The sequence below is a fragment of the Cupriavidus sp. 10L45 genome, assembly GCF_056395225.1.
The window spans coordinates 305,479-325,987 of sequence record NZ_JBFTJC010000005.1 but is presented as its reverse complement, the minus strand read 5'-3'; the positions used below and the strand labels follow the sequence as shown (position 1 = coordinate 325,987).

Below are 20,509 nucleotides of genomic sequence, written 5' to 3'. Positions count from 1 at the left end.
AGGTGGACGGCTCACGCCGACGCTTGCAAGACCCGCATCCACTTGTTTTTGTACGCAGCCACGGGGACCGCATACTGTTTTCCGCGCAGCACGACGCCGGGATGCACCTGGCACCCCGGCCGTCGCCCCGCGCGAGAATTACTTCTTCTTCTTGGGGGCCAGCACCATCACCATCTGGCGGCCTTCCATCTTCGGCATCTGCTCGACCTGACCCAACTCCTCCAGGTCCGCCTTCAGACGCTCCAGCACGCGCGCACCGATTTCCTGGTGGGCCATCTCACGGCCGCGGAAACGCAGCGTGATCTTGGTCTTGTCACCATCTTCCAGGAAACGCTTCAGGTTGCGCAGCTTGACGTTGTAGTCGCCATCATCCGTGCCAGGGCGGAACTTCACTTCCTTGACCTGGATGATCTTCTGCTTGAGCTTGGCGTCATGGGCGCGCTTGGCTTCCTCATACTTGAACTTGCCGTAGTCCATGATGCGGGCCACGGGTGGAGCCGCGTTGGGCGCGATTTCCACGAGATCCAAGTCCTTGTCCTCGGCCAGGCGCAATGCGTCCATGAACTTGACGATGCCGAGCTGCTCGTTATCAACCCCTACCAGGCGCAGTTCCGGCGCGCTGATCTCACGGTTGATACGGTGACCTTTGTCTGTAGCGATGTTCCGTTACCTCAAGAAGACAAAAAAACAAGCCGTGCTCAGCACCCTCAGGCCTTGTTGGCAACGTCCTGTTGGAGACGTTCCACAAACGCGGAGACGGGCATCACACCCAGATCCACGTTGCCACGGGCACGCACGGCCACTTGACTGGCATCCTTCTCCTTTTCGCCCACTACCAGCAGGTAGGGAATCTTCTGGAGAGAATGCTCGCGGATTTTATACGTAATTTTCTCGTTACGCAAATCGGCCTTGGCCCTAAACCCTTGTTTTTGCAAGAGTTGCACGACGCTTTCGGCATATTCCGACTGCGAATCGGCAATATTCAGGACCACCACCTGCTCGGGCGCGAGCCAGGCGGGCAAGGCACCCGCATGGTTTTCGAGCAGGATGCCCAGGAAGCGCTCGAACGAACCGAGAATGGCGCGGTGGAGCATGACCGGACGCTTGCGCGAGTTGTCCTCGGCGACGTATTCAGCACCCAGCCGCTCCGGCAGCACCAGATCCAGCTGCAGCGTGCCGCACTGCCACGAGCGGCCGATGGCGTCCTTGATGTGGTATTCGACCTTCGGGCCGTAGAAGGCGCCCTCACCCGGCAGCTCTTCCCACTCCACGCCGCAGGCACGCAGCGCCAGGCGCAGGCCTTCCTCGGCGTGATCCCAGATCTCGTCCGAACCGGCGCGCTGGGGCGGGCGCAGCGACAGCTTGACCGCCACGTCCTTGAAGCCGAAATCGTCATAGATCGAGAACGCGAGTTCGTTGAACGCCTTCGCCTCTTCCACGATCTGCGCTTCCGTGCAGAAGATGTGCGCATCATCCTGCACAAAGCCGCGCACGCGCATCAGCCCGTGCAGCGCACCCGACGGCTCGTTGCGATGGCAGGCGCCGAACTCAGCCAGGCGCAGCGGCAGGTCACGGTACGAACGCAGCCCGTGGTTGAAGATCTGCACATGTCCGGGGCAGTTCATCGGCTTGATCGCGTAGTCGCGCTTCTCCGATTCCGTGACGAACATGTTCTCCTTGTAGTTCTGCCAGTGGCCGGACTTTTCCCAGAGCGAACGATCCATCACCTGCGGCGTGCGGACTTCTTCGTACTTGGCCTCGCCCAGGCGGCCGCGCATGTACTGCTCCACGGCCTGCCAGACCTGCCAGCCCTTCGGGTGCCAGAACACCATGCCCGGCGCTTCCTCCTGCAGGTGGAACAGGTCGAGCAGCTTGCCAAGCTTGCGGTGATCGCGCTTCTCGGCCTCTTCCAGCATCGTCAGGTAGGCGTCCTGGTCTTCCTTCTTCGCCCAGGCCGTGCCGTAGACGCGCTGGAGCATCTCGTTGTTCGAATCGCCGCGCCAGTAGGCACCGGCCACCTTCATCAGCTTGAAGACCTTGAGCTTGCCCGTGGACGGCACGTGCGGGCCGCGGCACAGATCGACGAAATTGCCTTCGCGATAGAGGCCGATTTCCTGATCCGCCGGAATCGACGCGATGATCTCGGCCTTGTACTTCTCGCCCATCGACTCGAACAGCGCCACCGCCTCGTCGCGGTTCCACACTTCGCGCGTGACTTTCTCGTCCTTGCGGGCCAGTTCCGTCATCTTCTTCTCGATGGCGACGAGGTCTTCGGGCGTGAAGGGGCGCTTGTAGGCGAAGTCGTAGTAGAAACCGTTGTCGATGACCGGGCCGATCGTCACCTGCGCCTCGGGATACAGCTCCTTGACGGCGTAGGCCAGCAAGTGAGCCGTCGAGTGGCGGATCACGTCGACGCCATCGGCGTCCTTGTCCGTGACGATGGCGAGCGCGGCGTCACGGTCGATCCGGTAGCTCGTATCGACGAGCTGGCCATCGACCTTGCCGGCGAGTGCCGCCTTGGCCAGGCCCGAGCCGATGCTCTGGGCCACTTCGGCCACCGTGACGGGGCCGGGGAACTCGCGACGGGAACCGTCCGGCAGCGTGATTGCGATCATCTTGCACCTTTTGAGGGGTCCGCTCGCCGGCATTCTGCGCCTTGGCGGGCGGATCAAAGTCAAAGTCTGCGGCAGCGGCGAAGCCAGCCACCATTTGTTTCTTGCCGCGCATCGCGGACGATGCGGCAGCTTATCAGGCCGCTGGCGAACGACAGACGAAAAAAAAACGCGGCCAAGGCCGCGTTTTTCTCAATCTACCCGGATCACCCCGGGGCGAAGGCGCACCTCGACTACTGTCGCTAACCAGCGGTAGTAGTTCGAGTTGTCTTGTTCATGATGCGTTTCCGTGCCTGTAGAAGTCGATCGGATCTGCCGTCACGCCAGCCTTCGATGCCGACGGGGTAATACGTATTTTTACTGCTTTACTGCAATTCGTTGGTAGGCTCGATTGGACTCGAACCAACGACCCCCACCATGTCAAGGTGGTGCTCTAACCAGCTGAGCTACGAGCCTAGCGAAGCCGCAAGTATAGCATCACTTTCTTTTCGCCTGCAACACCCCTTGTACATCTTCGATGATGGAAAGCGCACGTTGCAGCTGCGTGGCTTCCGAGACCTCGGCCGTGAACTGCATCTTCGCCACGCCCTTGCTCGAAAGCGTCTTCACGCCGGTGACGTTGATCTTCTCGCGTGACAGCACTTCGGAGATATCGCGCAGCAGGCCCTGGCGGTCCACCGCTTCCACGTGGATGTCCACCGGGTACACGGCATCGCTGCGCTTGCCCCATTCCGTCTGGATCACGCGCTCGGGCGCGCGCGACGACAACTGCTGGAACGTATGGCAATTGCGGCGATGGATCGACACGCCGCGCCCGCGCGTGACGAATCCGACAATCTCGTCCGGCGGCGCCGGCTTGCAGCAGCGCGACATCTGCGTCATCAGCGAATCCACCCCCACCACCAGCACGCCGCTCTTGGCGCCGCGCGCCACGCTGGTCGCGCGGCTCTTCTTGGTGACGGCCTCTTCCTCGTTGAATTGCGGCTGGGCCTCGCCCTCCGGGTGCCGCAGCGCATGCTCCACGTGACGCAGGCTGAACTCCTCCTTCGCCACCGCCGCGAACAGGTCCTCCGGCGTCTTGAAGCTGAGCCGGCTGGCCAGGTCGTCGAGGTTGACAGCCGTCTTGCCCTCGCGCTGCAGGGTTTTTTCGATCAGCGCCCGGCCCTGCGCGATGGTCTCCTGTGAGTCCAGCGCGTTGAACCACGCGCGCACCTTGGACCGCGCCCGGCTACTCGCAAGATAGCCAAGTTCCGTGTTGAGCCAGTCGCGCGACGGCCCGCCCTGCTTCACCGCCACGATCTCCACGGTCTGCCCGTTCCGTAGCGGCGTGTTCAGCGGCACCATCGCCCCGTCCACGCGCGCGCCACGGCAGCGGTGGCCGAGATCGCTATGCAGGTAATAGGCGAAGTCCACCGGCGTAGCGCCCTGCGGCATCGCCACCACGCGCGCCTGCGGGGTCAGCACATAGATATGGTCGTCGATGGCCGCATGCTTGAGTTGCTCCCACGGCGAATCCTCGTGCGCGACCGAGTGGTCGGCATCGTCCTTCCACGCCAGCAACTGGCGCAGCCACGCGATCTTCTCGTCGTAGCGTTCGCTGGCCGAGAACTGTCCGCTGTAGCCCTTGCTGCCGGCTTCCTTGTAGCGCCAGTGCGCCGCCACGCCGTATTCGGCGAAGTGGTGCATCTCCTGCGTGCGGATCTGCACCTCGAACGCGCGGCCATCGTCGCCGATGACCACCGTGTGCAGGGACTTGTAGCCGTTGGACTTCGGTCGGGAAATATAGTCGTCGAACTCGCGCGGAATCGGCTGCCAGATATGGTGGACGATGCCGAGGACCGTGTAGCAATCCTTGATGTCATCCACGATCACGCGGAACGCGCGCACATCGTACAAATCGGCAAAATCGAGTTCCTTGCCGCRCATCTTCTTCCAGATGCTGTAGATGTGCTTGGGCCGGCCGGTGACCTCGGCGGGGATGCCGGCCGAGGCCAGTTCCGACTGCAGCCGCTCGATCGCCTGCGAGATATAGCTCTCGCGCTCGATCCGCTTCTCGTCTAGCAGTTTTGCGATGCGCTTGTAGGTATCGGGCTGTTCGAAGCGGAAAGCAAGGTCCTCCAACTCCCACTTCATCTGCCAGATCCCGAGCCGGTTGGCCAGTGGCGCGTAGATGTCCAGCGTCTCGCGCGCCACGCCCGGCAGCGGCATGTTCTTGGTCTGCGCGAGCCAGCGCAGCGTCTGGAGCCGCGAGGCCAGCCGCACCAGCACCACGCGGATGTCCTGGGCGAAGGCCAGCAGCATCTTGCGCAGCGCCTCCACCTGCTCCTGGCGGGCGGCGACTTCGGATTTCGACGATTCCGAGACATCGGTCTGCGACACCGCGATGGCGCCGATGCGCAACAGTTGTCGCACGCCCTTCACCAGCCGCGCGACTTCCTCGCCAAAACGCGGCTCGATCTCGGGCTCGGTGTCCGGCACGAAGGCCGCCATCGCGAACAGGCAGGCCGCGGCGCGCGCGGCGTCATCCACGCGCAGGCCGTCGAGGATGCGCAGCATCCCCTCGGCGTGAGACAGGACGGTCTCGCCGGTGGGCAGCATCGCGGGCGTCGCCCCGTCGGCGGTCTCGCGCACGAAAGCCAGCGCGCGCTCGACCAGCCCGGCATCGGGCACGCCGGCGACCTGGCTCGTGAGATCGGTGGACGTCACCATGTCAAACCATCCACCATCAATTCAGGGCGGCCGTCACCACCACTTCGATCAGGTAGTCTGGGTTGCCCAGCTTCGCCTCGACGGTGGCGCGGGGCGGCGTGTTGCCCTGCGGCACCCAGGCGTCCCAGACCTCGTTCATCTCGCCGATGCGGGTCACGTCGGTCAGGAAGATCTGGCACGACAGGATGCGCGTCTTGTCGCTGCCGGCCTCGGCCAGCAGGCGGTCGATATGGCCCAGCACCTCGCGCGTCTGGCCGCGCAGGTCCGCCTTGGGGTCCACTTCCGGCACCTGGCCAGCCAGATAGACCACACCGTTGTAGACCGCGTACTCGGAGAGGCGCGCGCCCACGTGGGCGCGCTTCAGGGCATTGGTACTCATCGCAATTCCATTAAGTTCGGGATAGGATCCGGCTCGGCCTCACGTGCCCAGGAAGAAGTCCCGGGCGATGGCTACCTGGGCCGGATCGATAAATGTCGGCGCATGCCCCACATCGGGGACTTCCACCGTGGAAACCTGTTTGCCACGTGCCTGCATCTCGGCCATGGTCTCGCGCAGCAGGAGGTCGGACTGCGCGCCGCGCACCACCAGCGTCGGGCCCTGGATGGCCTCGAACATCATCCAGAGCGCGGCCTCGCCGGCCAGCACCATCTCCGGCGTGGTCTCCTTGAACGGCACCGCCAGCGCGGGATCGTAATGCAARCCCCAYTCCATGCCCTCTGCGGCCTGCACCGGCTTCAGGATCGCGCCGTTCAGCTCGCGCCACTGCTCGGGCGTGTGGCGGCCGAACGAGGCGCTGATGGTCTGGAGATAAGCCAGCCCTTCCTCGAAGGTCTTGAACCGCACCGGCAGCCCGAGGTAGGCGCCGATGCGCTCCACCGCCTGCGGGGCCAGCCGGGGGCCGACGTCATTGAGCAGCAGCTTGCGGATCGGCGACTTGGGCAGGCTCGCCAGCCCCATGCCGATCAGCCCGCCCATCGACGTGCCGAACCAGTCCACCTGCTCCACGTTGAGCCGGGCGATCAGCGTGACCATGTCCGAGACATATTGCGGCACGATGTAGCGGCGCGGATCGGCCAGCCATTCGGAGCGCCCGCGTCCCGCCACATCGGGGCAGATCACGCGATAGTCGCCAGACAGCGCGCGCGCCACGGTATCGAAGTCGCGCCCGGTGCGGGTCAGTCCATGCACGCACATCAGCACGCGCGGATTGGCCGGGTCGCCCCACTCGTGATAGGCCATGCGATGCAGGCCGGCGGGACTGATGCACTGAACGAAGCCGAGGCGCGGGCTGGAAGACATCTGAACTCCCTGCGAGAGTGGGGACTACGTTTCGGGGGCAAATGCTGGCCGCAATTCTCAGCAAATTACGACCCCGCTCCGGAAGATTCCGGGCGTTTGGGCAAAGCAGGATTGTACGCCCTGCGAGTACAATGCCACAGCACATCACCCCCCTACTCCCGACGGAGGCTTACATGCTCAAAGGCAAGACGGCACTGGTGACTGGCTCGACCAGTGGGATCGGACTCGGCATCGCGCAGGCACTGGCGGCGCAGGGCGCCAACATCATCGCCAACGGTTTTGGTGACGCGGACGGCGCAAAGGCGGAGATCGCGCGCGCGGGCAGCGGCATCCAGGTGGGCTACCACGGCGCGGACATGAGCAAGGCGGCCGAGATCGAGGACATGATGCGCTACGCCGAGCGCGACTTCGGCGGCGTGGACATCCTCGTCAACAACGCGGGCATCCAGTTTGTCGCGAAAATTGAAGAATTTCCGACGGACAAGTGGGACGCAATCATCGCCATCAACCTGACCTCGGCCTTCCACACGACGCGGCTCGCGCTGCCGTCGATGAAGGCCAAGAACTGGGGGCGGATCATCAACGTGGCTTCCACGCACGGGCTGGTGGCGTCGGCGGAAAAGTCCGCCTATGTGGCCGCCAAGCACGGCATCGTCGGTTTCACCAAGGTTACAGCGCTGGAAACCGCGCAGACCGGCGTGACGGCCAACGCGATCTGCCCGGGCTGGGTGCTGACGCCGCTGGTCCAGAAACAGGTGGAAGCGCGCGCGGAGCGCGAGGGCATTCCGATCGAGCAGGCCAAGCGCGAACTGGTGATCGAAAAGCAGCCGTCCGGCCAGTTCGTAACGCCGGAGGAACTGGGCGCGCTGGCCGTGTTCCTCTCCAGCGAGGCCGCCCGCCAGGTGCGCGGCGCGATCTGGAACATGGATGGCGGCTGGGTGGCGCAGTAAGGCCGACCCGGCCCCCGCCCCAAGACACAAAAACCCCCGCCGGCTTGCGCTGGCGGGGGTTTTTGTTTTTGCGGCAAGTGATTCGCTTACAGCAGCGTCGCGCCCGTCTTCGCCTGGATTTCCTCGCGGCTGACGCCGGGCGCCGTTTCCACGAGCTTCAGGCCATCGGAGGTCACGTCGATCACGCCGAGGTCGGTGATGATGCGGTTGACCACGCCCACGCCGGTCAGCGGCAGGTTGCAGTCGGCCATGATCTTGATGTCCTCGGTGCCGTCCTTCTTCTTGGCGGTGTGTTCCATCAGGACCACCACGCGGCCGACGCCGGCCACGAGGTCCATCGCGCCACCCATGCCCTTGACCATCTTGCCCGGGATCATCCAGTTGGCCAGGTCGCCGTGCTGGCTCACCTGCATCGCGCCGAGGATGGCCAGGTTGATGTGGCCGCCGCGGATCATCGCGAACGAGTCCGCCGACGAGAAGATCGACGAGCCCGCCAGCGTCGTCACGGTCTGCTTGCCGGCGTTGATCATGTCGGCGTCCACTTCGTCCTCGGTCGGGAACGGGCCGATACCGAGCAGGCCGTTCTCGGACTGGAGCCAGACCTCCATGCCTTCCGGCACGTGGTTGGCCACCAGCGTCGGCAGGCCGATGCCGAGGTTCACGTAGAACCCGTCCTGGAGTTCGCGGGCCGCGCGCGCGGCCATTTCGTCACGTGTCCATGCCATGATGTCTCTCCTTACTTGGCACGCACGGTGCGCTGTTCGATGCGTTTCTCGGGGGTGGCGTTCAGCACCAGGCGCTGCACGAAGATGCCCGCGAGGTGCACGTCGTCCGGATCGATCTCGCCCACTTCGACGATTTCCTCGACCTCGGCCACGGTGATCTTGCCGGCCATCGCGCACATCGGGTTGAAGTTGCGCGCGGTGCGGCGGAAGACCAGGTTGCCGGCCTTGTCGGCCTTGTAGGCCTTGACCAGAGCCACGTCGGCGGTCAGCGAACGCTCCATGACGTACTGCTGGCCGTCGAATTCGCGGATTTCCTTGCCGTCGGCCACGATGGTGCCCACGCCGGTCTTGGTGAAGAAGGCGGGGATGCCGGCGCCGCCGGCGCGCAGCTTCTCGGCCAGGGTGCCCTGCGGCGTGAATTCCAGCTCGAGTTCGCCGGCCAGGTACTGGCGCTCGAACTCCTTGTTCTCGCCCACGTACGACGAGATCATCTTGCTGATCTGGCGCGTGGCCAGCAGCAGGCCCAGGCCGAAGCCGTCCACGCCGGCGTTGTTCGAGATGCAAGTGAGTTGCTTGGCGCCGCTGTCGCGCAGGGCGCCGATCAGCGCCTCGGGGATGCCGCACAGGCCGAAACCGCCCACGGCGATCGTCTGGCCGTCGCGCACGACGCCCGCGAGCGCCTCCGCGGCACTGGCGTAGACCTTGTTCATGTTTGCTCCTTCCTCGGTAGTCCGGCGGGGATTCTCCCCGGATGGGGGCGGTCCCTCGGCATTTTGGTCCCACGGGCGCCATGCGCCACGCCGGGAAATTGTAACGGTACAATCGGCTGTCAGCCGGGTGACTGGCTGGCGTCCGCTGCCGACCGCAAGCATACGTCAACGGGTGCCGGCAGCGCCATTACGTAAAAGTACATAAGGGACAATGCCCCCCATCGACTACCAGACCGCTTTCCAGCTCGCCCCGGTGGGGCTGGTGCTGTCCCGCGCGCGCGTGATCGAGGACTGTAACGACGAGGTCTGCCGGATCTTCCACACCACGCGCGACGCGCTGGTGGGCGAGTCCTTCCAGGTGCTCTACCCCACCGCCGACGAGTTCGAGCGCACCGGCGCCCGCATCGTGCCGATCATGAACACCAAGGGCATGTATTCGGACGAACGGATCATGAAGCGGGCCGACGGGGAACTGTTCTGGTGCCATGTCACCGGCCGCGCGCTGGATCGGCACGAGCCGCTGGGGGCGGGGATCTGGACCTTCGAGGATTTGTCGCAGAAGCGGCCGGTCACGGCCGATCTGACCGCGCGCGAGCGGGACATCGCCGCGCAGCTGGTGGACGGCAAGACCAGCAAGGAAATCGGCAAGCTGCTGTCGATCAGCCCGCGCACGGTGGACATCTACCGTGCCCGGCTGATGAAGAAATACGGCGCCCACACAGCGGTGGACCTGGTACAGCGGCTGGTGAACCACTGAGGGGCGTTGCCCCCCCGCCGGATCAGGCGATCAGCGCCCGGATGGCCTCGGGCACCGGCACGGACTTCTCCGCCGCGTAGTCGCTCCACACCACCTTGGCGCCGCCCTCGGCCCAGATCACGTCGGGCAGGTCCGTGCGGCGGATCTCGATACGCGTCTCGAAGCTCGTGCGGCCAACCTGGCCCGCATAGACGCGCAGCTCGATGTCGCCCGGGAATCGCAACTGCTTCAAAAACGTCATGTGCGCGTTGATGATGACCGGCCCCTGGCCGTTCTCATCCTTGCCGTTCCGGCCAATCGACCGGAACCATTCGATCCGCGCCTGCTCCAGGTACTGGAAGTAGACCGTGTTGTTGACATGGCCCATGGCGTCCATGTCGCCCCAGCGGATGGGCATGACGTAGGTGAAGACGTGTTTCATCGCAAATCCCGGACGCTATCGTTTATCGCTTGGAAATCGCCGTTTCCGCCTTGGCGACGAGGTCCGAGCCAATCTGCTTCTTCCACTTGTCGTAGACCTTGACCGTGGCCTTGCGGAACGCGTCGTGCTCGGCCGGGCTCAGCTGCGTCACCTTCACGCCATGCTGCTCCATCTCCTTCCACGCCGGCGCGCCGGATTCCACCAGGCCCTTGCGGGCCAGCGCGATTTCCTGCTTGCCGGCGTCGATGGCGGCCTGCTTCACGATTTCGCGGTCAGCCGGGGTCCACGATTCCCAGATCTGCTTGTTGACCACGAAGATCAGCGGATCGGCCACGTAGCCCCAGGTGGTCACGTACTTCTGGCCCACCGTGTACAGCTTGGCGGCGGCGAACACGCTTTGCGGGTTCTCCTGGCCGTCCACTGCGCCCGAGGCCATCGCCGGCTGCGCATCGGCCCAGCTCATCTGCGTGGGGTTGGCGCCCAGCGCGTTGAAGGTCTCGATGTACAGCGGCGAGCCCACCACGCGCAGCTTCAGGCCCTTGAGGTCTTCCGGCTTGCGGATTTCGCGCTTCGAGTTGGACACCTCGCGGAAGCCGTTCTCGCCCCAGGCCAGCGGCACCACGCCGGCCTTTTCCAGCGTGGCGAACATCGACTTGCCGACTTCGCCCTGCGTCAGCGCGTCCAGCGCCTTGTAGTCGGGCATCAGGAACGGCAGCGAGAACAGGTTCAGCTCCTTCACCTGCGGCGACCAATTGATCGTGGAGCCCACGGCCATGTCGATTACGCCCTGGCGGATGGCGGAGAACTCGCGCGTCTGGTCGCCGGCCACCAGCGACGTGCCCGGATACAGCTTGATATTGATGCGACCGCTGGTGCGCTGGCGCACCAGGTCAGCCCAGATCTCGCCGCCCTTGCCCCACGGGAACGCGGGGCCCAGCACCAGCGACATCTTGTACTCGGACTTGTAGCTCTGGGCCATTGCACCGGCCGGCGCCAGGGCGGCGGCGGCAATCGTGGCGGCTACGGACAACATCAGGGCACGGCGTTTCATGCGGGAATCTCCTCGTCAGTTTCTAGTTTGATTTCGATCAATAGCCCAGGTAGTCGGGCAGCCACGTGGCCAGCGGCGGATAGGCCAGCACCATCAGCATGGCGATGAACATGGCCAGCAGCATCCAGATCACCCAGGGCACGGTTTCCTCCATGCGCACGCGGGCGATCCGGCACGACACCATCAGGTTCACGGCCAGCGGCGGGGTGAACTGGCCCAGCGCCACCTTGAGCGTCAGCACCACCCCGAACCACACCGGATTCCAGTGGAAGGCATTCGAGATCGGCAGCAGCAGCGGCACGAAGATCAGGAAAATCGAGATGCCATCCAGGAACATGCCCACCGTCATCAGCAGCAGCACGATCAGCGCCAGCACGCCGTATTCGCCCAAACCGGAATTGGCGATGGCATGGGCCAGCGGGTCGATCACGCCGAGCGTGGACAGCGCGTAGGCGAAGATGCCGGCCAGCGCCACCACGAGCAGGATCACCGCCGAGGTCTCGGCCGCTTCCTGGAAGATCACGAACAGGTCGCGCAGGCCGATGCTGCGGTAGATCACCATGCCGACGAACAGCCCGTAGACCACGGCCACCACGGCGGCCTCGGTCGGGGTGAACCAGCCGGCACGCATGCCGCCGAGGATCAGGAACGGCGCTACCAGGCCCCACGCCGCCTCGCGCAGGCTCTTCCAGAACGGCGGACGCGGCAGCGCGGCCTCGATCTGCCCCATATTGTGCTTGCGCGCCAGCCACACGGCCGGCACGATCAGCGCCACGCCAGCCAGCACGCCGGGGATCAGGCCCGCCGCGAACAGCGCCGGCACCGAGGCGCCCGGCACCAGCACGCTATAGATAATGAAGGCGACGGATGGCGGGATCAGGATGTCGGTAGCCGCCGCCGCGCCCACCACGGACGCGCTGTACGCCGGCGGATAGCCCGCGCGCGACATCGCCGCGATCATCACGCCACCCACGGCCGCCGCGTTGGCCGGACCGGAGCCCGAGATGCCGCCGAGGAACATCGCCACGAGAATCGCCACCAGCGGCAGCATGCCCGGGCCACGTCCCACGACCGCAATCGCGAAGGTGACCAGCCGCGCCGCCACGCCGGAGCGGTCGAAGATCGACCCCACCAGCACGAACATCGGAATCGCCAGCAGCGGATATTTGGCCAGGCCGGCGTAGAAGTTCTGCGGCACGGCCAGCAGGCCGAACATCTGCGTATCGAGGTTGGACAGGCCGATGGCAACCAACCCGCCCAGCCCCAACGACACGCCGATCGGCACGCCCAGCAGCATCAGGCCGATAAAGACCACGAACAGGATAATGGCGACGAGCGTCATTGCACGCCCTCCCCGCCCTGCTCGCTCAGCGCCCGCAGCGCACGGACATTGCGCCAGGCCAGCGCCAGCGCGCGCAGCACGATCGCCACGGAAAACAGCGGGAGCCAGATCGAGTACCACCAGCTCGGCACGCCAATGCCGGGCGAGGTCTCGCCGAACGCGTATTCGTCCCAGGTAATCCGCACGCCGAGCACCGCCAGCGCCAGGAACATCACCGCCACGCCCAGCGCGGAGACGATGGCCAGCCGCTTCTGCCGCGCAGCGCTGCCCCGTTCGAAGAAGAACTCGATGCGGATATTGCGGTCGCGCGCCACGGCGGCGCTGCCGGCCACCAGCGCCAGCACGATCATCAGGAAGACCGAGAACTCCTCGGTCCAGGCGAAGGATTCGTCGGTGAAGTAGCGGACCACCACGTTGGCGAACGTGATGGCCACCAGCAGCACCATGACGATCACACCAATCCAGTCCTCGATGCGCGGCGAAATGCGGAATTCAGTGTCGCGGGCTTCGTCGGCGGCTTCGGGAATGATCACCGAATCCACGACGTGTTGCGGCACGGCGTCGCGCCGTGCCTCATTGTCTTGCACCATCTCCCCCGGCCTCCGGTCCGGGCCGCTCGGGCCATTGCGGCCACTACGGCATATTTCTGATTATTTATGTAAGGACTTCATTCGAAACCAGCGGCGATTATGCCAACTCTGGCCTCTCGCGGCACAACTTTAGACGCGCAGGGGACCGGATAAGCCCTGCTCGGCCACGCGCCCGCCCCGCCGCGCTTGTGGCGCGTTGCGGGGCCGGCATCAGGATTGTGCGGTATTCGGCAATTCCTGTCGTTGACGGCTTGCTTCAGATCCTGCTCAGACCATGCCGTCGTCCGCCGTGACCACCGCCCCGTTGATGAAGCGCGAGGCATCGGACGCCAGCAGCAACAGCAGGCCGTCGAGGTCCTCGGGCTGGCCCAGCCGCTTGCGCGGCAGCATCTGGATCAGCTTCTGGCCCGCATCGCTTTCCCAGTGATGATGGTTGATGGCGGTGTCGATGTAGCCGGGGCAGATCGCATTGGTGTTGATGCCATGGCGCGCCCATTCCAGCGCCATCGCCTTGGTCATATGGACCACGGCGGCCTTGCTCATGCAGTACACGCCGATCTGCGACAGCACCTTCAGCCCAGCCACCGACGCGATATTGACGATGCGCGCCTGCGGCAGCGGATTGCCCTGTTTCTCGGCGCCCTTGGCCCGCGCGATCATGCGCTTGGCCACTTCCTGGGCCACGAAGAACGCGCCGCGCGTGTTGGTGTCGAAGACGAAATCGAAGTCCTCGGCCGTCACGTCGGTGAGCTTCTGCGTGGTGGAGACGCCCGAATTGTTGACGAGGATATCGATGGCGCCCGCCTCGGTCTCGGCATGCGCCACAGCGGCGCGGATGCTGTCCGGGTCGGTCACGTCGAGCCGCACCACGTGGGCACTGCCACCATCGGCCTCGATCGAGGCACGCAACTCCTTGAGTCGCTCGGTACGGCGCGAGGCCAGTACCACCTTGGCGCCAGCGGAGGCCAGAACATTGGCGAAGCGCGTACCCAGCCCGCTCGAGGCACCGGTCACCAGCGCGACCTTGCCTTCCAGATTGATCGACAAACCCATAATTACCTCGGTGTGGAGGCATCCGGCCGGGGCCCGATGCGTGCCGCCAGCCCCCATCTGCTGGGCGAAAGGCAGCATACCAAAAAAAAGAACGGTCGTTCCAAAAAATATCTTGCCTGAGGGTGTCGAGTCCCGGACAATGCCGGAGATTCTAAGAACTTGGCCCCTAAAGGGAAAGAGGAAAAACGCCTAGATCCTCACCGGGGCCCTCACAGATCTCCACAACCGCAGCTCCCCCGCCGCATCGCCGGACCACGGGCTGCAAGCTCGCGGCAGTATTGCCGCCCAGAAGAAACAGAGGGTTAGAGACAATGGATCAGCAACAGCTCCTGGAGCAATTCGGCCCACGCGAAGCCATGGAGTACGACGTCGTCATCGTCGGCGGCGGTCCTGGCGGTCTGGCCACAGCCATCCGCCTGAAGCAGCTGGCGGCGGAAAAAGGCGGCGACGTCAACGTATGCGTGCTGGAGAAAGGCTCCGAGCCGGGCGCGCACATTCTCTCGGGCGCCATCATGGACCCGCGCGCGCTCAACGAGCTGTTCCCGAACTGGAAGGAACTGGGCGCACCGCTGAACCAGCCCGTCACCGAGGACAAGTTCCTGTTCCTCAACGACACCGGCTCCAAGGGCGCTCCGCTGCTGCCCGAGTGCTTCCATAACGAAGGCAACTACATCGTCAGCCTGTCGAACTTCGTGCGCTGGCTCGGCCAGCAGGCCGAGTCGCTGGGCGTGGAGATCTTCCCGGGCTTCCCGGCCGCCGAAGTCCTCTATAACGATGACGGCTCGGTCAAGGGCGTGGCCACCGGCAACCTCGGCATCAACAAGGAAGGCGAGCCGACCGAGAACTTCCAGCTCGGCATGGAGCTGCACGCCAAGTACACGATCTTCGCCGAAGGCGCGCGCGGCCACCTCGGCAAGCAGCTGATCGCCAAGTACCAGCTCGATGCGGGCAAGGATCCGCAGAGCTACGGTATCGGCCTGAAGGAACTCTGGGAAATCGATCCGGCCAAGCACCAGCCGGGCCTGGTGATCCACACGGCCGGCTGGCCGCTCGACCCCGCCACCTACGGCGGCTCCTTCCTCTATCACATGGAGGACAACAAGGTGGCCGTGGGCTTCGTGGTCGGTCTCGACTACACCAACCCGTGGCTGTCGCCGTTCGAGGAATTCCAGCGCTTCAAGACGCACCCGGAGATCCGCAAATATTTCGAAGGCGGCAAGCGCATCGGCTACGGCGCGCGCGCCATCACGGCCGGCGGCCTGCTGTCGCTGCCGAAGACGGTGTTCCCGGGCGGCGCGCTGGTCGGTTGCGACGCGGGCTACCTGAACGCCTCGCGCATCAAGGGCAGCCACGCCGCGATCAAGACCGGCATGATGGCCGCCGATGCCGCCTACGACGCACTCCAGGCCGGCCGCCAGCACGACGAGCTGACCGCCTACCCGGCCGCGTTCGAAGCCAGCTGGCTCCACAAGGAACTGCTGCAGGCCAAGAACTTCAAGCAGTGGTTCAAGAAGGGCCGCACCACGGCCACGCTGATGACCGGCATCGAGCAATGGCTGCTGCCGAAGCTCGGCATCCGCAACCCGCCCTGGACCATCCACCGCGAGAAGCCGGACCACGTCTACCTGAAGCCGGCCGCCGACTGCCCGAAGATCGAGTATCCGAAGCCGGACGGCAAGCTCACGTTTGACCGCCTGTCCTCGGTGTTCATCAGCAACACGAACCACGAGGAAAACCAGCCGGCCCACCTGACGCTCAAGGACCCGAGCGTGCCGGTGGACATCAACTGGGAAAAGTACGCCGGCCCCGAAAGCCGCTACTGCCCGGCTGGCGTGTACGAGTTCGTGCAGAACGATGAAGGCAAGGAGCGCCTGCAGATCAACGCGCAGAACTGCGTGCACTGCAAGACCTGCGACATCAAGGACCCGACGCAGAACATCGTGTGGGTCACGCCGGAAGGCCCCGGCGGCCCGAACTACGTGGGGATGTAAGCCAGGGCGCGCAGCGAATGCGCGCCTGAGCGAATAAAGCCGGCCAGTGGCCGGCTTTTTTTATGCTCGATCGGCAGTCAGACCTGCAATCGGGTGCTGGTCAGCAACTGCTCATAGATGAAGCACTGGAGCAAGGTCAGCTCGCGTTCGCCCAGCGCGTCGAAGGCGACGCCAAATGCCGGAAACTCGTCATCCTCCGATGCGGACGGCGCGCTGCGCACCCAGCCATCGACAATGACTTCGGCGTCGAGCGACGCCGTACGCAGCTGGAAGCTCAAACGCACCTTGCGACCCACCGGCGGCGCCGGGTGCGAGGTCTGCACCAGCGCTCCACCCGTGCTCAGATCGGACAGCAGGCCAAGCCGCGCCAGGCCGCTGGCGACATGGGTATCCACGTCGGTATCGACCAAGTCCGGTGCGACTTCCATCGACGGCGCATCCACCTCCCCCACGCCGTTTTCCACCAGATACGCGGCCAGCCGTGTCGGCACGCGCGCGGCGCTGCGCACCGGCATCTGCTCGGTCTGCGCCGGCGCGGACAGCACCAGGTAGCGGAACGGGCTGCGGCACACGGCCGTGATCGTTGACGTGAAACTGTGGATCGCCTGCCCCGAGAAGCCGCGCAGCAGCACGGTTTCGCCGGCCTGCACGGCCAGATCCCGGCCGCCAAGCGTCGGCCAGGTCACGAACAGGCCCTGATCGATGAAGCCGATCAGGCGGCTGGCGGCGGCGCGCGAGGCGTCGCCGGGCGTCTTCACATGCAGCAGCGTGCCCACCTGCAATCCGAGCGGGCCGGCGGCGAGCCGTGCCAGGCCGGTGCCATCGGCTTCGTTGCCGGCTTCCGGCATGTCGTCGGGACGGCAGACCGTGCCGTGGCGGAAGACGAGCGCAAGGTCACGCGCGTCCGGAATGACGCTGCCGCTGCCGAGCACGAGGTTGCCTTCGCCGTCATGTAGCGACCAGGGCAATGGCTGGCCGACGGGCAGGTCTTGCGGAGAAAGTTGGATCATGGCCTGAGTCTCCACGATGTAATCAGTCACTATCGACCGCCGGCCGCCAAGCTTGACCCCTCCTCCGGGGCAGAAAGTGTAAAACTCGCGCAAACCCGGCTTGACGCTGGGCGGCTGACCCGCCAGAATCGGCCGGATCGATGAAAGCTGTCAGACAGCCTGACACCTTCTACGCCCACCCCCCATTCCAATGGACCCCCTGTCCCGCCCCGCCTCGCTTGCCAGTCGCCTCGCCCAGACGCTGCGCGATGACATCGCCGCCGGCCGCTTCGCCGCTGGCGCGCGCCTGCCCGCCGAATCGGCGCTGGCCGATAACTTCGAAGTGAGCCGGCCCATCGTCCGCGAGGCCATCGCGCTGTTGAAGGCAGATGGCGTAGTCGTCACGCGCAAGGGCTCCGGCGCCTATGTATCCGAAACGCCGGGCGGCCAGGTCTGGCGCGTGGCGAGCCAGCCTGATGGGGGTCCGACACTGGCGCAGTTGTTCGAGCTGCGCCGCGTGGTGGAGACCGCCTGCGCCGAGATGGCGGCCATGCGCCGCACCGCTGCCGACCTCGCCGCCATCCGGGGCGCGCTGGCCGCGATGGCCGCCCATGCCACCGATTTCCCGAGCGCAGCGGCGGCTGACATCGCCTTCCATCACGCCATCGCCCACGCCACGCACAATCCCTGCTTCACCGGCCTGACCGATTTCGTGAGCCAGCAGTTGCTCGTGGCGCGCCAGCATGCGTGGGAGAACAGCGCGAGGCTTACCGCCACCCAGGGCACGCCGCGTGCCGCCGATGCCGAGCATGCCGCGCTGGTCGAAGCCATCGCCGCCGGCGACCCGGCCGCCGCGCGCGCCGCGGCCCGTGCGCACCTGACGGCCGCTGCCGCCCGCATGGGCTTGGCCTGAAATTCGAAGATTTCCAAGACATTCCGAGACAAGACACCAAGGAGAGCCCCAGATGGAACAAGTAGATTGCGTCGTGATCGGCGCTGGCGTCGTCGGGCTGGCCGTGGCCCGCGCGCTGGCGCTGCAGGGCCGCGAAGTCATCATCCTCGAGGCCGAAAACGCGTTCGGCACCATCACCAGCGCGCGCAACAGCGAGGTGATCCATGCCGGCATCTACTATCCGAAAGGCTCGCTCAAGGCGGAACTGTGCGTGCGCGGCAAGGCGATGCTGTACGACTACTGCGCCTCCCACCACGTGCCGCACCAGCGCTGCGGCAAGCTGATCGTGGCGACGAGCGCCGCGCAGGTGGCCACGCTCGAGGGCATCCGCGCCAAGGCCGAGGCCAACGGCGTGCACGACATGCAACTGCTGAGCCGCGACGCGGCACGCGCGCTGGAGCCTCAGCTCGAATGCCATGCCGCGCTGCTCTCGCCCTCCACCGGCATCATCGACAGCCATGGCCTGATGACCGCGCTGCTGGGCGATGCCGAGAACGCCGGCGCGATGCTGGCCGTGCAGTCATCGGTCCGCACGGGCGCGGTGACGGCTGAAGGTATCCGGCTGGAGGTAGAAGCGGAGGACGGCGCGACCACGCTGCTAGCACGCACCGTGATCAATTCGGCCGGCCTGACCGCGCCGGACCTGGCGCGGCGCATCGACGGCATCCCGGCCGAACACATCCCGCAGCAGTACTACGCCAAGGGCTGCTACTTCACGCTGGCAGGACGCGCGCCGTTCTCGCGGCTGATCTATCCCGTGCCGGAGGCGGCCGGGCTGGGCGTGCACCTGACGCTGGATCTGGGCGGGCAGGCGCGCTTTGGCCCCAATGTGCGCTGGATCGACGAGATCGAATACAGCGTGCCGCCGCACGATGCCGACAGTTTCTATGACGAGGTGCGCCGCTACTGGCCCGGCCTGGCCGATGGCGCGCTGCAACCGGGCTACGCCGGCATCCGCCCGAAAATCAGCGGCCCGACCGAGGTGGCGGCCGATTTCCGCATCGACGGCCCGGCCACGCATGGTGTGCCGGGACTGGTGAACCTGTTCGGGATCGAATCACCGGGGCTGACCTCGTCGATGGCGATTGCCGAGCGGGTCACGCAGTTGCTGGCCTGAAAGTTCGGGCGGACGCGGGCCGGCTCAGGCTGGCGCCCGCTCGCCGCGAAAACTCAGCGCGGCGCAGCAGGCCCCGGCCAACGCCGCCGCTGCGGCCAGCCCGAAGGTGTGCGATGGCGTCAGCGTCTTCCAGGTCCAGCCCATCGCCAATCCGCCCAATGTGCCGCCCACGCCATACGATATGCCGGTGTAGAGCGCCTGCCCCCGCCCCTGCAGCGGGCCGGCGAACCAGTGCTGGAGTCGCTTGAGGCTGGCGCTGTGGTGCGCGGCGAAGGTCGCGGCGTGGAGCACCTGCACGACGGCCATCAGCCACACATACTGACCGAAGTAGCCGGTCATGCCGAAGCGAATCGCCGCCAGCACGAAGGTGCCGGCCAGGATCGTCCGCAGCGCCAGCCGCGCGAACAGCCGGCCCTGGTAGAAGAAGAACACGATCTCCGCGACCACGCCGATGGTCCACATCGCGCCGATGGCGAGCTTGCTGTAGCCCAGCTGCTCCAGATAGAGCGAATAGAAGACGTAGAGCGCTGCGTGCGCGAACATCATCAGGAAGGCCGAGGCAAGGAACCACGCCACATCCGGCCGCCGCAGCAGCGGCAGCGCGGGCGGCGGTCGCACACGGGGGCCCTCGTCGGGCGCGTCGCGCATGCCCATGACCACAATGGCGAACAGCGCCAGCGTAGCGCTGGCGAGCCACGGGAAAGCGACCATGCCGAAGTGCTCGAACAACGCGCCGCCAGCCAGCACCGCGCCGATGAACCCGACCGAGCCGAACATCCGCACGCGGCCGTAGCGGTGGTCGAAGGCGCCATGACGGCGCAGCGTGGAAATGGTCAGCGCATCGCCCAGCGGCGACATCGCGCTGGTGATCAGGTTGAGCCCGATCATCATCGCCATCATGCCGCCATAGCTGTGCACGCCGGGCACCATCAGGAAGGCCAGGAGCGCTGACACAGCGGCCAGCCGCAGCAGGCGCACGCGCGTATGGAGGACATCGGACAGCCAGCCCCAGAGGTAGGGGCCGACGATGCGGCTCAACTGGAAGCACGCCATCAGCACGCCGATCTGCACCGGCGAGAAGCCACGGTCCGAGAAGAACAGGCTGACGTACGGCGAGATGACGCCTACATAGGCGTAGTAGCCGAGATAGAACAGCCCAAAGCGGAAATAGGTGGCCGGGTCGATCGAACCCGGCACGAAGGCGCGCTCCGGGGCGGCGTCAGCCGGGGCGCGGCCCAAG

General features: G+C 65.6%; 19 protein-coding genes and 1 tRNA gene. 5 read left to right on the top strand and 15 right to left on the bottom strand.

The genetic code is table 11. From position 1 onward, the window contains the following. Positions 1-138: 138 nt before the first annotated feature. From infC to AC1DFU_RS11575, 6 genes are all read right to left on the bottom strand, one after another. Positions 139-660, bottom strand: a complete 522-nt coding sequence (gene infC, locus AC1DFU_RS11600; protein WP_092292799.1) for a translation initiation factor IF-3 — start codon at positions 658-660, stop codon at positions 139-141. Positions 661-707: 47 nt separating this feature from the next. Next, entirely contained in the window at positions 708-2,615 is a 1,908-nt protein-coding gene (gene thrS, locus AC1DFU_RS11595) for a threonine--tRNA ligase (protein WP_092292797.1), read from the bottom strand. Between the two features lie 376 nt (positions 2,616-2,991). Next, a tRNA-Val gene (locus AC1DFU_RS11590) sits at positions 2,992-3,068 on the bottom strand. A 21-nt stretch (positions 3,069-3,089) separates the two neighbouring features. After that, complete coding sequence (locus tag AC1DFU_RS11585; RefSeq protein WP_477159859.1) at positions 3,090-5,321, bottom strand: RelA/SpoT family protein; 2,232 nt, start codon at positions 5,319-5,321, stop codon at positions 3,090-3,092. Positions 5,322-5,337: 16 nt separating this feature from the next. Next, positions 5,338-5,700, bottom strand: a complete 363-nt coding sequence (locus tag AC1DFU_RS11580; RefSeq protein WP_092292793.1) for a RidA family protein — start codon at positions 5,698-5,700, stop codon at positions 5,338-5,340. Positions 5,701-5,739: 39 nt separating this feature from the next. Next, positions 5,740-6,621: an alpha/beta fold hydrolase gene (locus AC1DFU_RS11575; protein ID WP_092292791.1), complete on the bottom strand. Its 882-nt coding sequence runs from the start codon at positions 6,619-6,621 to the stop codon at positions 5,740-5,742. Between the two features lie 173 nt (positions 6,622-6,794). Here AC1DFU_RS11575 and AC1DFU_RS11570 point away from each other — a divergent pair, with 173 nt between their 5' ends. After that, the gene (locus tag AC1DFU_RS11570; protein WP_092292789.1) at positions 6,795-7,571 is read left to right on the top strand and encodes a 3-hydroxybutyrate dehydrogenase; all 777 of its coding nucleotides are present in this window, start codon (positions 6,795-6,797) and stop codon (positions 7,569-7,571) included. Between the two features lie 86 nt (positions 7,572-7,657). On the opposite strand, the gene AC1DFU_RS11565 is transcribed toward AC1DFU_RS11570, so the two are convergent. Together AC1DFU_RS11565 and AC1DFU_RS11560 are read right to left on the bottom strand one after the other, a co-directional pair. Next, entirely contained in the window at positions 7,658-8,296 is a 639-nt protein-coding gene (locus tag AC1DFU_RS11565; protein ID WP_092292787.1) for a CoA transferase subunit B, read from the bottom strand. Positions 8,297-8,307: 11 nt separating this feature from the next. Then, positions 8,308-9,006, bottom strand: a complete 699-nt coding sequence (locus tag AC1DFU_RS11560) for a CoA transferase subunit A (protein WP_092292785.1) — start codon at positions 9,004-9,006, stop codon at positions 8,308-8,310. A gap of 211 nt (positions 9,007-9,217) precedes the next feature. On the opposite strand from AC1DFU_RS11560, the gene AC1DFU_RS11555 reads away from it, so the two are divergent. After that, a complete protein-coding gene (locus tag AC1DFU_RS11555) occupies positions 9,218-9,763 on the top strand; it encodes a PAS and helix-turn-helix domain-containing protein (protein WP_092292783.1) in 546 nt (181 codons plus the stop codon). Positions 9,764-9,785: 22 nt separating this feature from the next. Here the strand turns inward: AC1DFU_RS11555 and AC1DFU_RS11550 are convergent, their stop codons facing one another. The 5 genes from AC1DFU_RS11550 to AC1DFU_RS11530 all read right to left on the bottom strand — a co-directional run bounded on the left by AC1DFU_RS11550 (position 9,786) and on the right by AC1DFU_RS11530 (position 14,220). Next, complete coding sequence (locus tag AC1DFU_RS11550; protein WP_441592147.1) at positions 9,786-10,184, bottom strand: acyl-CoA thioesterase; 399 nt, start codon at positions 10,182-10,184, stop codon at positions 9,786-9,788. A gap of 22 nt (positions 10,185-10,206) precedes the next feature. Then, positions 10,207-11,235 (bottom strand): DctP family TRAP transporter solute-binding subunit, encoded by a 1,029-nt coding sequence (locus AC1DFU_RS11545; protein WP_092292780.1) that lies wholly within the window; start codon positions 11,233-11,235, stop codon positions 10,207-10,209. A gap of 37 nt (positions 11,236-11,272) precedes the next feature. Next, positions 11,273-12,577 (bottom strand): TRAP transporter large permease, encoded by a 1,305-nt coding sequence (locus AC1DFU_RS11540; protein WP_441592145.1) that lies wholly within the window; start codon positions 12,575-12,577, stop codon positions 11,273-11,275. After that, entirely contained in the window at positions 12,574-13,167 is a 594-nt protein-coding gene (locus tag AC1DFU_RS11535) for a TRAP transporter small permease (protein ID WP_092292776.1), read from the bottom strand. The genes AC1DFU_RS11540 and AC1DFU_RS11535 overlap by 4 nt, the downstream gene beginning before the upstream one ends. 267 nt (positions 13,168-13,434) lie before the next feature. Beyond that, positions 13,435-14,220: an SDR family oxidoreductase gene (locus tag AC1DFU_RS11530; protein ID WP_092293307.1), complete on the bottom strand. Its 786-nt coding sequence runs from the start codon at positions 14,218-14,220 to the stop codon at positions 13,435-13,437. A 311-nt stretch (positions 14,221-14,531) separates the two neighbouring features. Here AC1DFU_RS11530 and AC1DFU_RS11525 point away from each other — a divergent pair, with 311 nt between their 5' ends. Beyond that, complete coding sequence (locus AC1DFU_RS11525; protein WP_092292774.1) at positions 14,532-16,211, top strand: electron transfer flavoprotein-ubiquinone oxidoreductase; 1,680 nt, start codon at positions 14,532-14,534, stop codon at positions 16,209-16,211. A gap of 77 nt (positions 16,212-16,288) precedes the next feature. Here the strand turns inward: AC1DFU_RS11525 and AC1DFU_RS11520 are convergent, their stop codons facing one another. Next, on the bottom strand, positions 16,289-17,221 hold the full coding sequence (locus tag AC1DFU_RS11520) for a flagellar brake protein (RefSeq protein WP_441592143.1): 933 nt from the start codon (positions 17,219-17,221) through the stop codon (positions 16,289-16,291). Positions 17,222-17,411: 190 nt separating this feature from the next. On the opposite strand from AC1DFU_RS11520, the gene AC1DFU_RS11515 reads away from it, so the two are divergent. Next, entirely contained in the window at positions 17,412-18,113 is a 702-nt protein-coding gene (locus tag AC1DFU_RS11515; protein ID WP_092292770.1) for a FadR/GntR family transcriptional regulator, read from the top strand. Positions 18,114-18,165: 52 nt separating this feature from the next. Next, positions 18,166-19,269 (top strand): NAD(P)/FAD-dependent oxidoreductase, encoded by a 1,104-nt coding sequence (locus AC1DFU_RS11510; RefSeq protein ID WP_092292768.1) that lies wholly within the window; start codon positions 18,166-18,168, stop codon positions 19,267-19,269. Between the two features lie 24 nt (positions 19,270-19,293). On the opposite strand, the gene AC1DFU_RS11505 is transcribed toward AC1DFU_RS11510, so the two are convergent. Then, positions 19,294-20,508 (bottom strand): MFS transporter, encoded by a 1,215-nt coding sequence (locus tag AC1DFU_RS11505; protein ID WP_255370745.1) that lies wholly within the window; start codon positions 20,506-20,508, stop codon positions 19,294-19,296. Position 20,509 lies beyond the last annotated feature (1 nt).